The sequence below is a fragment of the Halomonas saccharevitans genome (genome assembly GCF_032333995.1).
Classification (GTDB): Bacteria; Pseudomonadota; Gammaproteobacteria; order Pseudomonadales; family Halomonadaceae; genus Halomonas; species Halomonas saccharevitans.
The window spans coordinates 1,033,097-1,048,782 of sequence record NZ_JAVXUR010000001.1; the positions used below are offsets into that span (position 1 = coordinate 1,033,097).

Consider the following 15,686-nt stretch of genomic DNA (forward strand, 5'->3'; position numbering starts at 1 on the left):
CAGTGTATAATCTTTGTAAAGAAATATCCCGACGCCCTGCCGCCACCCCTAGCCTCCTCACCGGGAGACGCGCGCCAAGGAGGAGCCTCCATGACCCCACTGCGCTGGCTGGCCACCGGACTGCTTGCGACTGGCCTGCTCGTGGCCGGCACGGTCCCGTCGACGTGGGCCGACGCTCCCCTGCCCGAGACCGTCATCGAGACCTTCGCGGAAGTCACCGAGCGCGCCCGCCGGCTCGCGGCATCCACCTTCGAGGAGGCGGACGGCCATCGGCCCGAGGCGTTGCGGGAGATCGACTACGATGCCTACCGCTCCATCCGCTTTCGCCCGGAGGCGGCCCGGTGGCGCGACGAGGGACTGTTCTCGGTGCAGCTCTTCCACCCCGGCTTCCTGTTCGAGCGGCCGGTCCGCCTGAATCTGGTCGAGGACGGCGCGCGTCGCCCGGTGCCTTTCCGGTCGTCCTGGTTCCGCTACGACGGCGCCGCTGCCTCCCTGGCAGAGGCGGATCTCAGTGGCGCGAGCTACGCGGGCTTTCGCCTGCACTATCCCCTCAACCGCGAGGAGTACCACGACGAGTTCATGGTCTTCCAGGGCGCCAGCTACTTTCGGCTGGTGGGGCGCGACCAGGGGTACGGCCTCTCGGCGCGCGGCCTGGCCGTCGATACCGCCACCCCCCAGGGCGAGGAGTTCCCGGCCTTCCGGGAGTTCTGGCTGTTCAAGCCCGAGCCGACGGCGACCCACCTTGACCTCATCGCACTGCTCGACAGCCCCTCGCTGGCCGGGGCCTACCATTTTCGGGTGCGTCCCGGCGAGCACGTCGAGGTGGAGGTCGAGGCCCGGCTGTTCGCCCGGCGCGACGTGCAGAAGCTCGGCATCGCCCCGCTGACCAGCATGTTCATGCACGGCGACGTCAGTCCTTTTCCCGCCGACGACTTTCGGCCCCGGGTGCACGACTCCGAGGGCCTGCTGATGCGGACCCACGCCGGGCAGTGGATCTGGCGCCCCCTGAACAACCCGCTCGAACTGCGTATCACCCGCCAGCAGGACGTGAATCCGGCGGGCTTCGGCCTGGCCCAGCGCGACCGAGACTTCGACCACTACCTGGACATGGAGTCGCGCTACGAGCGGCGCCCCAGCCACTGGGTCGCCCCGCTCGATGACTGGGGGCCGGGCAGCGTGGAGCTGGTCGAGATCCCCAGCGATTCGGAGACCAACGACAACATCGTGGCCTACTGGGTCCCCGAGGCGCCGCTAGCGGCGAATGCCTCGCGCACCTATCGCTACCGGCTCTCGACCTTCGATGCGCGGCGTCCCGAGCAAACCCTGGCCGGCGCCGTGCGCACCCGGCAGGGCTGGGGAGCCGTCCCAGGGCAGAGCGACCCGCCGCCGCGCAGCCTTCGCCAGTTCATGGTCGACTTCCGAGGCGGCGAGCTCTCGAGCCTGGACGCCAGCCATCCGGTCGAGGCCAGCCTCGAGGTCTCGAGCGGCGAGGCCCGCCAGGTCCGGGTGCAGCGCCTTCCCGACGGCGAGACCTGGCGCGCCTCCTTCCGGCTGCAGCCCGAGGGGACGACCCCTGCGGACATGCGGCTCGCCCTGACGCTGCGCGACAGGCCCATGAGCGAAACCTGGAACTATGTCTGGCACCCCGATGAGCTCCGCTGACGGCTCGCTCCGGGCGCCGTGGCTGGCCGCCCGCCAGGCGCTCGTCGCCCTGCTGGTGCTCGCCACCACCGCCCTGGGCGGCTGGGCCATGTTCGACATCCTGAACGTCGACGGCATCACGGTCCTGCAGGGCATCGTTCTGGGCCTGTTCGTGATCATCTTCGGCTGGATCACGGTGGCCTTGTGGACCGCCATCATCGGCTTCCTGCTGCGGCTGACCCGACGGGATCCGCTGACCCTTGAGCGCCTCGACTCCCCAGCGCCGACGAGCGATCCGGGCGAGCACTGCACGGCACTGGTGATGCCCATCCATAACGAGGACCCCGAGCGCGTCGTGGGAGGGCTGGAGAGCACCTGTCGCTCGCTGCTCGACCAGCCCCATGTACGGGGCTTCGAGGTCTTCGTGCTGAGCGATACCCGGGACGAGGCGATCGCCCGCCGGGAGCAGGCCGCCATCGCAGGGCTGCAGCGGCGCCTGGCCCCGGAGCTGGCGGTGCACTATCGCCGTCGCGACGACAACCGGGGCCGCAAGGCCGGGAACCTCGCCGACTTCTGCCGCCGCTGGGGACACCGCTACGACTACCTGGTCGTGCTGGACGCGGACAGCCTGATGGGGGGCGAGACCCTGGTGTCGCTGGTGGCCAGGATGCAGGCCCATCCCGGGGTCGGCCTGATCCAGACGGTGCCGATTCCGGTGGGCGCCTGCAGCGTGTTCGGGCGCTTCACGCAGTTCGCGGCTGCGCTGCACAGCCCCCTGCTCGCCACCGGGCGCTGCTTCTGGCAGGGGGATGCCGCGAACTTCTGGGGCCACAACGCCATCCTGCGCACCCGCGCCTACATGGCCTGTTGCGGCCTGCCGACGCTGTCCGGCACGCCGCCGCTGGGCGGCGAGATACTCAGCCACGACTTCGTCGAGGCGGCACTGATGCGCCGGGCCGGCTGGCGGGTCCACCTGGATGTCCATCTCGACGAGAGCCACGAGGAAGTGCCGAGCCACCTGCTCGCGTTCGCCAGGCGCGACCGGCGCTGGATCCAGGGCAACCTGCAGCACCTGCGGCTGCTCGGCGCCCGCGGCCTGCATCCCATGAGCCGGCTCCACTTCCTGTCCGGGGCGCTGGCCTACCTGACCTCCCTGCTGTGGGGGCTGATGCTGGTGGTCAGCAGCGTGGATGCCATCGGCCGGGCCCAGGGGCGCCATGAGTTCTTCCGCACCGGCGACCAGCTCTTCCCCGACTGGCCCATCGCCACGTCGAACCTGATGCTGCCGCTGCTGATCAGCACGGGCGTGATCCTGCTGCTGCCGAAGGTGCTGGGTTGCCTGCTGAGCGTCATCCAGCGACCCGGCGCCTTCGGGGGCCGGGCCAGACTGCTGGCGAGCACCCTGCTGGAGATCGCCCTCGCCATCCTGGTCGCGCCCCTCATGATGCTGCTGCACAGCCGGTTCATCCTGGGCGTGCTCGGTGGCCACGAGGTGCGCTGGGACGCCCAGGACCGCGAGGGGCGACCGGTGCCCTGGGGAGAGGCCTTTCGCCACACCTGGCTCGCGACCCTGATCGGCGTAGGCTGGGCCGCCTCGACCTACCTGCTCGCCACGATGTTCTTCTGGTGGCTCGCCCCGGTCTGGGGAGGCCTGCTGATCGCGGCGCCGCTGGTCAGGGTGACCAGCAGTCCAACCCTGGGCCGCTGGCTCACCCGCGCCGGCCTGCTGAGGGTGCCGGCGGAGGCGACGCCCCCGCCGGTGCTGCGGCGGTGGGCCTTGGCCCCGCCCGGCCCGTCCATGGCCAGCACGCCTGTGGCCCGCCCAGCGCCCCCGCCGCCGGAAGCGCCCGGGGAGATGCCGCTGCAGTCTTTCGTCGCCTGGCCGCCGGCGAGCGCCAGGCCCATCATGGCCATGAACCATACGGCACGGAGCGCACCGCCCCATGAATGATCTCCCCCCCTGTCCCCGCTGGCTGGACCTCACCAGTCACGAGCTATCGTTCCTGCCGCACAGTGCGGTGGCGGTGATGGTGATGGGCGCCATCGAGCAGCACGGTGCCCACCTGCCGCTTTCCACCGACCTCGACATCGGCGAGGGGCTGCTGGAGGAAGCACTGCCCCACCTGCCCGCGAGCTTCCCCCTGGTGATCCTGCCGCCCATGGCGGTAGGGGCCAGCGACGAGCACCTGAGCTTTCCCGGGACCCTCAGCCTGCCCCCGGAGCTGGCCATCGCCACCCTGGAGGCGCATGGCGACGCCGTGGCCCGCGCCGGCCTGAAGCGTCTGGTGCTGATCAACAGCCACGGCGGCAACAAGGCGGTGATGGACCTGGCCGCCCTGCGCCTGCGCCGCCGTCACGGCATGATGGTGGTCAAGGTCAACTACACCCGGATGCCGCCGCCGGGCATGCTGCCCGCCGGTGGACTGCCCACCGAGGAGCTGCGCCACGGGCTCCATGGGGGCGCGCTTGAGACCGCCATGATGCGCCACCTGGCCCCGGACAAGGTAAGCCTCGAGCACCTGGATCACCCGCCCTCTCGGGGCGAGGCCATGGCGGAGAAGGACTGGCTGCTGGGCCCGGAGGGAGAGGCCGCCTTCGCCTGGCTGGCCGAGGACCTGCACCCCGCGGGGGTGGTCGGCAATGCGCGACTGGGCACGGCAGAACTCGGCGCCCGCCTGGTGGCCCACTACGGGAAGCGTATCGCGCGCATCCTTCGCGAGACCCAGAGCCTGGACACCCTGGAGCGATAGCGCGCCCCGCTTCGTCCCGAAGCGCGCCCGGCGCGGTCAGGCGGTCGAATCCCGGTCGCCGGTGAATACGGCATCGAGCAGATGGCCGGCGCGCTCCGACTTGGCGCTCAGGTAGCGCCGATTGTGATCGTTGAGGCTGCCATAGAGCGCCTGGCGCTCGACCACCTCGATACCGCCCTCGGCCAGGGCCGCCATCTTGCCGGGATTGTTGGTGAGCAACTGCACGCGGCGGATGCCCAGGGCATCCAGCATGTCCACCGCGACGCCGTAGCGACGCTCGTCGTCGCCGAACCCCAGGACCTGGTCGGCATCCAGGGTGTCCAGGCCGCCGTCCTGCAGCGTATAGGCTCGCAACTTGTTGGCGAGCCCGATGCCGCGCCCCTCCTGGGCCAGGTAGAGCAGCACGCCGCCGCCCAGCGCCTGGATGTCGGCCACGGCATTGCGCAGCTGATCGCCGCAGTCGCAGCGCAGGCTGCCGAAGAGATCGCCGGTCAGGCAGGCCGAGTGCAGGCGCAGCGGCACCGCCTCGCCCACCTGGCCAGGCGCGTTGATCACCACCGCCACGTGCTCGCGCAGGCCGTCGGGTTCGCGAAACAAGATGAAGCGACAGTCGCGGGCATCCTCCAGGGGAATCTGCGCCTCGCTGATGCGCTTGAGCATGCCGACGCCCCCCTCCAGGCACTGCTCGGCCTCATCCGCCCGGACCGCCAGCCAGGTGCCGTCGTCCAGCCGGGCCTGCACGGCTGGCCACTCGGCCTCACTGACCCGGGCCACCAGTGCCGCGGGGATCAGCAGCGACCGGCGCATCAGCGCCAGCGCCGCTCGATCTGCCGCCTGGGCCGGCTCCAGGGCCCGACGCCAGCGAGCCAGCGCCTCGCCACCGCCCCTGGCCTGCGGCGCCAGGCCGAAGGCCAGGTCGACCAGCCGCTGCCGATCGGCGCCCTCGGTCAATGGCAGGCGGGCCAGCCGAGGGGCTTGCGGCTCCCCCAGCACCGCCAGGCGATGACGACTCAGGACCAGCGCGGGCGTGTCGCCCGCGAGACCGGCCAGGCGTGACACGGTCTGTTCACCGGCCCCCTCGATGGCCTGGACCAGCACGCGGGAGTCGCCGTCGATGACGACCACCGGCATGCCGCGTCGAAGATCGAAGATGGCCCGTTCAACCTGATGCATGATGCCCTCCTTGCAGACCTTGTCCCACCGTGTCGGACTGCGCATGATGAATGCTTTCCACTGACCCGGAGCCCTCATGACCCCGCCCTCTTCCGCGCCCCTGGACCTGGAGGCGGCCTGGCAGGCCCTCTGCCAAGCCCTCTCGACCGGCCGCGACGCCTCGGGGCATGAGGCGGGCCCGCTGCGCCTGACGGCCCACGAATGGACGTCTGACGTGCCGGTGAGCGACGACGCCCGGGCACTGCTCGACAACCTGGCGCCGCTGGCAGGGCATGTCGGTCGCCTGGCCCTGGCCCAGCTGGGTCAGAGCCTGGATGGGCGCATCGCCACCGAGAGCGGACACTCGTACTACATCAATGGCCTCGAGAGCCGGACGCACCTGCATCGGCTGCGGGCGCTGGTGGACGCCGTGGTGGTCGGCGCCGGCACCGCCTGCGAGGACGACCCGTTGCTGACGGTGCGCCATGTGAGCGGACGCCAGCCGGTGCGGGTGATCCTCGATCCCCGGGGCCGGGTGCCGGCGAGCCTGCGCCTGCTTAGCGAGGCCGAGGCCGAGGCGCCGACCCTCCATCTGGTCGGCGAGCAGGTCGAACTCGTCCCACCGGCCTCCGACCATGTCACCCGCCTGCGGCTGCCGGTGGGGACCGACGGCTTCGACCCCGCAGCGGTGCTCGATGCGCTGGCCGCGCGGGGGCTCGAGCGCGTGCTGGTCGAGGGCGGTGGCATCACGGTGTCGAGGTTCCTGGAGGCCGGCGTGCTCGATCGCCTGCACCTGCTGGTGGCCCCCCTGCTGATTGGCTCCGGCCGGCCGGGACTGGCCATGACGCCCATCGCCACCCTGAGTCAGGCGCGGCGCCCCGTCGCGCGGTCGTTTCGCTGCGGCGACGACACCGTCTTCGACCTGGACCTCACCCGACCCTGATCCGACGCCGGAGGGCGCCACGGGGCCACGGCGCGATGGGCCCGACAGGCACAGAGCACCGGGCAGGCTCGCCACCAGCACCAGCAGCCCGTAGGCCATCGACACCGCCACCCCCTCGGCCGGCGCCAGGCCGGCCAGCCCCCAGACCAGCGCCGCCGCGCCCTCGCGAAGTCCCCAACCGGCGAAGGAGAGCGGAATCACCATCGCCATCAGCACCGGCGGCACCAGCGCCAGCAGGGTGACCACGGGCAGCGTGACGCCAATCGCCCGGGCCGCGCAGACGAACACCAGCGCATAGCTCAGGACCACCAGCAGGGAGCCGGCGAGCTGCCGCGGCCATACCGACGAGGCCAGCAGGCTGCGGCGCACGTCGCCCCCCAGCCCGGCCAGTGCCGCCGGCGGGCGGCGCAGCAGACGTCGCGTCACGGCAACGCCGAGCAGCACCAGCAGTGCTGTCACGCCCAGCATCCGCGGCGATGACAGGCTCGTCAGCGCCTCGCCGAGCAGGCCCTGCCACAGCGGCGACAGGACCACGACGATCAGGGTCAGCAGCAGCAAGGCCAGCTGGCCGGAGGCGCGTTCGATGATCACCGCCCGCCAGGCGCCGCCTCGCCGGCCGCTGTCCCGGGAGTGCCGCCAGGCCCTGGCGGCGTCCCCCGCCACCCCGCCGGGCAGCACCTGGTTGAGGAACAGGGCCAGGTAGTACTCCCGCAGGGCGCGCCCCCAGCCCAGGGGCAGGCCGAGACGCGACGAGGTGAGCCGCCAGCGCCAGGCGGAGAGCAGCACCTGCGGCAGCGTCAGGGCCAGGGCCAGCAGCAGCCAGCCCGGTGCCAGCGGACCGACCGCGTCGACCACCTCTCCCGGCTCGAGCCACGCCCACAGCCCGCCGAGCAGCAGAAGGCTGGCCAGTGGCCGCCACAGGCGGTGGGCTCGACGGACATCCATGTTCACGCTCGACCCGCCGGGGACGCCGGCCAGGCGAAGAGGTCACGATGCCCCACGGTCAGGCCCAGCTCACCGGCTTGGATATCCGCCAGGCGACGGTCTCGCCAGTCGCCAAGACGCAACGCCTGAGTCGGCGCCTCCTCCAGGGCGGCGTCGTGCCAGCCCGTGATCAGGGCCTCGGCCAGCGAACGCTGCGAGGCGTCGCCCGGCGCCAGGTGCCACGGCGTGGCGGCGCTCTCGACCCGAAAGCCGGCGGCCGTCAGCTGGCTGGCCATCACTGCGGGCGCCTCGCCGCCCAGCGCGGGGCCCAGGCCCTTGTCACGGAGCTGGTGGGCCTGAAAGAGGGTACGTACGGCGATGTCCTCTCCGTCTTCGACACGCTCGCCCCGACGATCGAGAAAAGCCCAGTCGCCGTCCACGCTGAGGGTGATCAGCAGGGCCTGGCCGCAAGAGGCGCAGGCGCCCACCAGCAACGCCAACCAGTGCTTGGGCATCAGGTCGATCAGGGCCGAGGCAACCACCAGGTCGACATCGGCCAGCAGCTCGCGATCGACCGGGAACAGGCTTCGGCAGGCGGTCTCCAGGGTAAGCGCCTGCCCCGCCCCGTCGCGCAGCAGGGCGCCTCGCCGGCGAGCATGGGCCAGCAGCTCGGCATCGTGGTCGACCAGTCGCCAGCGCTGTGGGCCCGGCAGGCGAGCGGCCAGGAAGCGCTGGTTGCTGCCGCTGCCGCTGCCCAGGTCGACGATGCCGTGGGGGGCGTCGCGCTCGCTCAGCCAGTCCGCGGCCAGGCCGGTCAGGCGGTGGCTGCGCGACCGGGCATCGAGCCCCTCGCGAAGCGACAGCCACGCCGCGGAGAAGACATCGTGGTCGTGGGACGCCGTCATGACGAGCCCCTCCCCTCGAGACGCGCCGCGTCGCCAATCGGCGCCTCGGGGATGGCGTTCAGGGCGGCCATGAAGTCCCGTGCCGCCGCTGGCCAATCGGCCAGCCCGTTCCTGGCCTCGCGGGCCCCCCGGCGCAGCCGGTGCCTGAGGCCGGGATCGTCCAGCCAGCCCGACAGCGCCTCGCGAAGGGCGCCGACATCGCCGGGCGGCACGGCGATGCCCGCCGCGGGGGGCAGGGTATCGGCCAGCGCACCGCCGGTGGTGGTGATCACCGGCAGGCCCCTGGCCAGCGCCTCGGTCACCACCATGCCGTAGCCCTCGTACCAGGAGGGCAGCACGAAGAGAGCCGCCCGGCGGTAGGCCGCCTCCAGCTCGCGGTCGTCCTGTTCGCCCATGAAGCGCAGCCGGTCGGCGAGGCCGAGACGTCGCGTCTCGGCCAGCAGGGCGTGTGCGTGCCCGGGGTCACGCCGGTGGCTGCCGATCACCTCGCAGGCCCAGGCGCGGTCGGTGAGCGCGGCCAGCGCCTCGACCAGCAGGCCGAGCCCCTTGCGCGGCGTCAAGGTCGCCACGCAGAGCAGTCGGCCGGCCGACGCCGGGACCTCGGGGTCCAGGGCAGCGTCGGCGAGGGGAGCCCTGTCGACGCCCGGTTCGGCGACCCGGATGCGCTGGTCGGGAACGCCGTACTCCGACAGGCCCCGGGCGGTGTGATGGCTGGTGACGATCACCCGGCGGGCCGCCGCCAGCGCCCAGGCCTCGCGCTCGCGAAACCAGGCCTTCCGGGCGACGTCGAGGCCCGTCTCGTCGGCCAGGGGGTGGTGGACGAGGGCGACGATCCGCAGACGCTCAGCATGCCGTTCGACCTCATCGGGCAGTCCGCCCATGGCCAGGCCGTCGATCACCACCAGGGCGTCGTCGGCAAGACCCGCCAGAGTCGTCGCCAGACTGTGGCGAGCCTTTCGATCGGGCAGCGGAAATCGCCCCTGGAGCCCCACCACCTCGACCCGCCACGCCTGCCGGCGCAGCTCCGCCACCATGCGGGCGTCGTAGAGGTACCCGCCGGTCTTCTGGTCGGGGTTACCGGCGACGATCAGCACCAGGTCGGGCGTCGACTCCTGTGGCATCGTCGACTCCTGTGACATTACAGCGCGCCCTCGTAGCTGGCCCAGGCGACGTGTGACTCATGCAGGGCCACGCAGAGGGAGTCGAGCCCCAGGGCGGCCTCGCCGAGATGGCCAAGCTGGATGGCCGTGGCGAGGCGCTCGAAGAGCACCCGCGCCATGAACTCGGTGGTGGTGTTGCGGCCCTGAAACTCCTCGACCTCGTCGAGGTTCTGGAAGTTGAATTCGGCCAGCACGCGCTTCAAGGCCTCGCCGGCCAGGCCGATGTCCACGACCAGGCCGTCGTCGTCGAGCTCGCGGCGCTGAAAAGTCACGTCGACCACGTAAGTGGCACCGTGCAGGCGTTGGGCGGGGCCGAAGACCTCGCCGCGAAAACTGTGGGCGATCATGAAATGGTCGCGAACGTTGAGGCGGTACATGAGTCAGGCTCCTCGCATCAGGAAGGGGTCGGGTAGTGCAGGCGATGGCAGAGCACGTCGCCGCCGCCAGCGGCCAGGCGCGGCATCAGCGACGGCAGCTCGTGAAAGTCGCTCTCGCCGCTGATCAGGGCGTCGAGGCGCGGGTCGTCCAACAGGTCCAGGGCCAGGGCCAGGCGGCGACGATAATCCCAGCGGGCCGCGCGCTCGGGGGGCAGGTGCCCGACCTGGCTCGCCTGCAGCGTCAGGCGCCGCGAGTGGAAGGCCTCGCCCAGCGGCAGCGCGACCTGGGCACTGCCGAACCAGCTCATCTCCACCACTTTCGCCCGGGAACCGGCAAGGGAAAGGGCCAGGCGCAGCCCCTCGGCCCGACCGCTGGCATGAATCACCAGGTCGTTCTCGCGCCGAGCCGAGTCCGGGAGCGAGAGCTCGAGCCCCAGGGCCTCGGCCAGGGCGTAACGGCCCGGCATCACGTCCACCAGCTGCACCCGAGTGCCCGGCATCGCGGCACATAACCAGGCCGCCAGGGCGCCGACCACGCCGGCGCCGACCACGGCGATCCGGTCTCCCACCCCGGGGGCGGCATCCCAGACCGCATTGATGGCCGTCTCCATGTTGGCCGCGAGCACGGCTCGCGCCGCCGGCAGGCCGTCCGGCAGCGGCGTCACGGCATCCGCCGACACCACGAAGCGATCCTGGTGGGGATAGAGGCAAAACACCTCGCGACCGATCAGGGAGGGCTCCCCGGCTTCGACGACACCCACGTTGATGTAGCCGTACTTGACCGGCCCGGGGAAGTCGCCTGCCTGGAAGGGGGCACGCATGCGCTGCCATTCGCTTTCCGGCACCCGCCCCCCGAAGACCAGCGCCTCGGTGCCTCGGCTGATGCCGCTATAGAGGGTGCGAACGGCCACCTCGCCGGGGCCGGGCCTGGCCAGAACCTCCTCTCGCAGGGCCCCCTGGCCGGGAGCCAGGGTCCAGAAGGCGGTAGCGGTCTCGTGTGGCATGGCAAGATCCCTTTGGCAATATTCGGCGGGTGTTACGGGATACAATCCAGGGGCCCCGTGCTGGCCACCTGCCCCGGGCCGGTATCGCGCATGGCGACACGCCCTAAACTTCTACAATATTGATACACTAGCACGCCGATGAACAATGCAGTATCGTCATTTATCGACCGCATCATGCCGCGATAGAGGCGCCTATGACGATCGCTCGTGACCTTGGAACAGGGGCCCTGGGCCTGGTGATTCCGGCCTCACTGCTCACTGGCTGGCTAGAGGCGAGCCTGCCGGTCCCACTGTTGGCGATGGTCTGCTACCTCATCATGGCCGGGCTAGTCCTGGCGAACCTGCCCGCCCACTGGCGTGAACTGGGCTGGGCCAACCGCGTCACCCTGGGGCGAGGCGCTATCGTCGCCCTGCTGGCCGGCACCCTGGCCGATCCGGATCTGCTGGCCCGCTCCGCGTTTCCCCTCGCCATCCTGGCCCTGCTGGCCCTGCTGCTGGACGGCGTGGATGGCTGGGTCGCCCGGCGCACGTCCACCCAGAGCGACTTCGGCGCCCGGTTCGACATGGAGCTCGATGCCTTCTTCATCCTCGTGCTGTGCCTGGCGCTACTGCTGCTCGACAAGGCAGGCCCTTGGGTCCTGGCCATCGGCGCCATGCGCTACGCTTTCGTTATTGCCGGGCTCAGGATGACCTGGCTGACCGAACCGCTGCCGGAGAGTCGCCGCCGCAAGGCGGTATGCGTCTGGCAGGTGGCCGCCCTGATGATCGCCCTGCTGCCCGTGACCGGCACCACAGCGGCGAGCTGGCTGGCGGGCAGTGCGCTTTTGGCCCTCAGCTGGTCGTTCATCACCGATATACGCTGGCTGTATCGCCGCGCCTCGGCGTGATGGCCACAGGACGGCAAGACCCCGTGCCCCTGATCCCTGACCCTAGCCCCCCGGAGGATGCCCCCATGCCCACGCCTCGCCACCCGACACCCTGCTCCCCCCTGCCGATCGCTACCGGACTGGTCCTGACGCTGGGCGTCCTCACGACGCCCATGGCCAGCGCCGAGCCACATACCTACGAGATCGATCCCGACCACTTCTCCATCGGCTTTCTGACCGAACACATCGGCTACGCGGATACCCTCGGCATGTTCCTGGAGGGTCGTGGCGAATTCGTCTATGACGAGCAGACGCAGCGGCTGCACTCCGGCAGGGTCGAAATCACGGCCGACAGCGCCTTCACCAATCACGACGATCGCGACGACCACCTGCGCAGCGATGACTTCCTCGACGCGGGGCGTTACCCGACCATCGTCTTCGAGGCCACCGGCCTCGAGACGCACAGCGACCGCCAGGGCACTCTCGAGGGCGATCTGACCCTGCTGGGCGAGACCCACCCGGTGACTCTGGAGGTCACGCTCAACAAGGCCGCGACCTACCCCTTCGGCCACGAGCAGCACACCCTGGGGCTGTCGGCACGCACCACCCTCCAGCGCAGCGACTGGGGAATGACCTACGGGGTCGACAACGGCCTGGTCGGCGACGAGGTGGAGCTGATCCTCGAGCTGGAAGCCATTCGGCAGTAGCCGACTCCCACCGCAGGCAGGCTGGTAAATCTCCGCCAGAATGCTACAGTCAAGGCTTCGCTTGACGGGGTGCCGGTAGAGCCGGCTGAGATGGCGCAGGGTATCGAGAGTCTGTCGCAACAGACTCGAGACACCGAGCGCTGGTCCCGTGAACCTGATCCGGCTAGTACCGGCGTAGGAATCAAGCGGTGACCAGCGCCATCTCGGCACCTTCCCCGGTCACCCTCTCCCGCCCCGCTTCCGGATCGCCCTCAGACCGGAGACAAGATGGGCTACCGATTCGACGATCTCACCGCGGCCTGCCAGGACGACTGGCGCGCCTACATCGAGCACGACTTCGTTCGCCGGCTCGGCGACGCCACCCTCGAGGAAGGCGCCTTTCGCCACTACCTCCAGCAGGACTACCTGTTCCTGATCCATTTCGCCCGGGCCTATGCCCTGGCCGCCTACAAGAGCCGCGACCTCGGCGAGCTACGTCACGCCTTCGACGGCTTGAAGACCATCCTCGACGTCGAGCTGGGGCTGCACGTGGACTACTGCCGCGCCTGGGGCATCTCGGAGCAGGACCTTTCGCGCCTGCCCGAGGCCCGCGCGACGCTGGCCTACACCCGCTACGTGCTGGATACCGGCCACCGCGGCGACCTGCTCGACCTGCACGTGGCGCTGGCCCCCTGCCTGGTCGGCTACGGCGAGATCGCCCAGTGGCTCAACGGCCGCGCCACCACGGTGCGCGGCGACGCGAATCCCTATGACGCCTGGATCGCCATGTACGAGAGCGAGGCGTTTCAGCAGGCCATGGCGGACGAGCGCGCCTGGCTCGACGCCCGCCTGGCGGAGGTGACGCCGGCGCGCTTCGCCGAGCTTACCGCGGTGTTCCGCGACGCCACCCGGCTCGAGATCGACTTCTGGCAGATGGGGCTCGACCAGCGCCTCTGAGCTGGCCCCAGCTGTCATCCCGGGCTGGTTCTGGTCAGGCCGCCCACCCACGGGATAGAAGGGGAATCGCGAGATTGCCCGACCACCAACGCTTGACGGGGCGCCGTTGATGACGGCTGAGACCATGCGCTTGCCAGCATGGATCCCGTTGAACCTGAACTGGCTAGGACCAGCGTAGGGATCAAGCGACAGGCCGCACGCCCCGGCACCGTGGCCCCTGTCCTTCCCGCCTGTGTCCTCCCTGAACAAGACCCCGACAATCCAAGGGAGAACACCATGAGCAAGACCGCCCATTTCCTCGCCGAGAGCGCCCGCGTCGACGAGGCCGCCGTAAAGCCGCTGCCCGGCTCGCGCAAGATCTACGTGGAGGGCTCGCGCCCGGACATCCGGGTGCCGTTCCGCGAGATCAGTCTCTCGCCGACCAGGACCTCCGGTGAGGACGAGGCCAACCCGCCGCTGCTGGTCTACGACACCTCCGGCCCCTACACCGACCCCGAGGCCGAGATCGACCTGCGCCGGGGCCTTGCCGAGCTGCGCCGCGACTGGATCGAGGAACGCGGCGACACCGAGCGCCTCGACGGCCCGACCTCCGACTACGGCCGGCGCCGGGCCAACGACCCGATGCTTGCCAACCTGCGTTTCGATCTGACCCGCACGCCCCGTCGGGCACGCCGTTCAAAAGATGGCAAGGCCGTGAACGTCACCCAGCTCCACTACGCCCGCCAGGGCATCGTCACCCCGGAGATGGAATTCATCGCCATTCGCGAGAATCAGCGCCGCCAGGCGCTGGGTACTGCGGAGGTCGAGCGCATCCTCGGCCACCAGCACGCCGGCCAGGGCTTCGGCGCGCGCCTGCCGGAGGAGATCACCCCGGAGTTCGTGCGCGACGAGGTCGCCGCGGGTCGGGCGATCATCCCCTGCAACATCAACCACCCGGAAACCGAGCCGATGATCATCGGCCGCAACTTCCTGGTGAAGATCAACGGCAACCTCGGCAACTCGGCGGTCACCTCCTCCATCGAGGACGAGGTCGACAAGATGACCTGGGGCATCCGCTGGGGCTCGGACACCATCATGGATCTCTCCACCGGGCAGAACATCCACGAGACCCGCGAGTGGATCATCCGCAACGCCCCGGTGCCGATCGGTACCGTGCCCATCTACCAGGCGCTGGAAAAGGTCAACGGCGTGGCCGAGGACCTCACCTGGGAGGTGTTCCGCGACACCCTGATCGAGCAGGCCGAGCAGGGCGTGGACTACTTCACCATCCACGCCGGCGTGCTGCTGCGCTACGTGCCGCTGACCGCCAAGCGTGTCACCGGCATCGTCTCCCGGGGCGGGTCGATCATGGCCAAGTGGTGCCTCTTCCACCACCAGGAGAGCTTCCTCTACACCCACTTCGAGGAGATCTGCGAGATCTGCAAGCAGTATGACGTCGCCTTCTCGCTGGGCGACGGCCTGCGCCCGGGCTCGGTGGCCGACGCCAACGACGAGGCGCAGTTCGCCGAGCTCGAGACCCTGGGCGAGCTGACCCGCATCGCCTGGCAGCACGACGTCCAGGTGATGATCGAGGGGCCGGGCCACGTGCCCATGCACCTGATCAAGGAGAACATGGACAAGCAGCTCGAGGCGTGCGACGAGGCGCCCTTCTACACCCTGGGGCCGCTGACCACCGACATCGCACCGGGCTATGATCACATCACCTCCGGCATCGGTGCTGCCATGATCGGCTGGTACGGCTGCGCCATGCTCTGCTACGTGACGCCCAAGGAGCACCTGGGCCTGCCCAACAAGGACGACGTCAAGACCGGCATCATCACCTACAAGATCGCCGCCCACGCCGCCGACCTCGCCAAGGGGCACCCGGCCGCCCAGCGCCGGGACAACGCGCTCTCCAAGGCGCGCTTCGAGTTCCGCTGGGAGGACCAGTTCAACTTAGGGCTAGACCCGGATACCGCCCGCGAGTACCACGACGAGACCCTGCCCAAGGACTCCGCCAAGGTGGCGCACTTCTGCTCCATGTGCGGGCCGAAGTTCTGCTCGATGAAGATCAGCCAGGAGGTCCGCGATTCGTTCTTGAAGCGCGAGGCCAAGGAGAAGGGCCTCGACGGCGACCCCGAGTGGGTAGAACGAGAGACGGTAGAGCGTGGCATGCAGGAGCAGGCCGAACGGTTCCGCCAGGAGGGCGCCGAGCTCTACAAGGAAGTCTGACGCGACGCCGCGACTGTCGCTGTTCCGGACGGTCGCCGGCTCCCCTCACACACTCGAACGCCCCCGCCGGCTGTCCGGCGGGGGCGTTTTTCGTGGTGTCGTGGCGAACC

The 15,686-nt window shown here is 70.2% G+C and carries 13 protein-coding genes, 1 pseudogene and 2 riboswitches; of the genes and pseudogenes, 8 read left to right on the forward strand and 6 right to left on the reverse strand.

Going from position 1 to position 15,686, the window contains the following annotated elements; genetic code table 11:
- Nucleotides 1–90 precede the first annotated feature (90 nt).
- From RSO68_RS04790 to RSO68_RS04800, 3 genes are read left to right on the forward strand one after another with little or no spacing between them, the layout of a single operon-like run.
- The gene (locus tag RSO68_RS04790; protein WP_315585630.1) at nucleotides 91–1,662 is read left to right on the forward strand and encodes a glucan biosynthesis protein; all 1,572 of its coding nucleotides are present in this window, start codon (nucleotides 91–93) and stop codon (nucleotides 1,660–1,662) included.
- A complete protein-coding gene (gene mdoH, locus RSO68_RS04795) occupies nucleotides 1,649–3,592 on the forward strand; it encodes a glucans biosynthesis glucosyltransferase MdoH (RefSeq protein ID WP_315585631.1) in 1,944 nt (647 codons plus the stop codon). The genes RSO68_RS04790 and mdoH overlap by 14 nt, the downstream gene beginning before the upstream one ends.
- Entirely contained in the window at nucleotides 3,585–4,391 is an 807-nt protein-coding gene (locus tag RSO68_RS04800; protein ID WP_315585632.1) for a creatininase family protein, read from the forward strand. Before mdoH ends, RSO68_RS04800 begins: the two co-directional genes overlap by 8 nt.
- A 36-nt stretch (nucleotides 4,392–4,427) precedes the next feature.
- On the opposite strand, the gene ribA is transcribed toward RSO68_RS04800, so the two are convergent.
- Nucleotides 4,428–5,564, reverse strand: coding sequence for a GTP cyclohydrolase II RibA (gene ribA, locus RSO68_RS04805; RefSeq protein WP_315585633.1), 1,137 nt, complete (start codon nucleotides 5,562–5,564; stop codon nucleotides 4,428–4,430).
- Between the two features lie 76 nt (nucleotides 5,565–5,640).
- On the opposite strand from ribA, the gene RSO68_RS04810 reads away from it, so the two are divergent.
- Nucleotides 5,641–6,486, forward strand: coding sequence for a RibD family protein (locus RSO68_RS04810; protein ID WP_315585747.1), 846 nt, complete (start codon nucleotides 5,641–5,643; stop codon nucleotides 6,484–6,486).
- 69 nt (nucleotides 6,487–6,555) lie between these two features.
- Here the strand turns inward: RSO68_RS04810 and RSO68_RS04815 are convergent.
- The 5 genes and pseudogenes from RSO68_RS04815 to RSO68_RS04835 all read right to left on the reverse strand — a co-directional run.
- A pseudogene (locus RSO68_RS04815) lies at nucleotides 6,556–7,431 on the reverse strand (lysylphosphatidylglycerol synthase transmembrane domain-containing protein); the annotation flags it as partial.
- Between the two features lie 2 nt (nucleotides 7,432–7,433).
- Nucleotides 7,434–8,315 carry a hypothetical protein gene (locus tag RSO68_RS04820; protein ID WP_315585634.1) on the reverse strand — a complete coding sequence of 294 codons (882 nt, stop codon included), beginning with the start codon at nucleotides 8,313–8,315 and terminating at the stop codon, nucleotides 7,434–7,436.
- Nucleotides 8,312–9,436, reverse strand: coding sequence for a glycosyltransferase family 4 protein (locus tag RSO68_RS04825; RefSeq protein WP_315585635.1), 1,125 nt, complete (start codon nucleotides 9,434–9,436; stop codon nucleotides 8,312–8,314). Before RSO68_RS04825 ends, RSO68_RS04820 begins: the two co-directional genes overlap by 4 nt.
- Nucleotides 9,437–9,453: 17 nt before the next feature.
- The gene (locus RSO68_RS04830; RefSeq protein ID WP_315585636.1) at nucleotides 9,454–9,852 is read right to left on the reverse strand and encodes a 6-pyruvoyl trahydropterin synthase family protein; all 399 of its coding nucleotides are present in this window, start codon (nucleotides 9,850–9,852) and stop codon (nucleotides 9,454–9,456) included.
- Between the two features lie 17 nt (nucleotides 9,853–9,869).
- Nucleotides 9,870–10,856 carry a zinc-dependent alcohol dehydrogenase gene (locus RSO68_RS04835; protein WP_315585637.1) on the reverse strand — a complete coding sequence of 329 codons (987 nt, stop codon included), beginning with the start codon at nucleotides 10,854–10,856 and terminating at the stop codon, nucleotides 9,870–9,872.
- Nucleotides 10,857–11,050: 194 nt separating this feature from the next.
- On the opposite strand from RSO68_RS04835, the gene RSO68_RS04840 reads away from it, so the two are divergent.
- From RSO68_RS04840 to thiC, 4 genes are all read left to right on the forward strand, one after another.
- A complete protein-coding gene (locus RSO68_RS04840) occupies nucleotides 11,051–11,743 on the forward strand; it encodes a CDP-alcohol phosphatidyltransferase family protein (RefSeq protein WP_315585638.1) in 693 nt (230 codons plus the stop codon).
- 65 nt (nucleotides 11,744–11,808) lie between these two features.
- Entirely contained in the window at nucleotides 11,809–12,429 is a 621-nt protein-coding gene (locus tag RSO68_RS04845; RefSeq protein WP_089851387.1) for a YceI family protein, read from the forward strand.
- Between the two features lie 55 nt (nucleotides 12,430–12,484).
- Nucleotides 12,485–12,627, forward strand: a riboswitch (TPP riboswitch).
- Between the two features lie 69 nt (nucleotides 12,628–12,696).
- A complete protein-coding gene (gene tenA / locus RSO68_RS04850; protein ID WP_315585639.1) occupies nucleotides 12,697–13,365 on the forward strand; it encodes a thiaminase II in 669 nt (222 codons plus the stop codon).
- An 86-nt stretch (nucleotides 13,366–13,451) separates the two neighbouring features.
- A riboswitch (TPP riboswitch) is annotated at nucleotides 13,452–13,563 on the forward strand.
- A gap of 78 nt (nucleotides 13,564–13,641) precedes the next feature.
- Nucleotides 13,642–15,576, forward strand: coding sequence for a phosphomethylpyrimidine synthase ThiC (gene thiC, locus RSO68_RS04855; RefSeq protein WP_315585640.1), 1,935 nt, complete (start codon nucleotides 13,642–13,644; stop codon nucleotides 15,574–15,576).
- The last annotated feature ends 110 nt before the right edge of the window (nucleotides 15,577–15,686 follow it).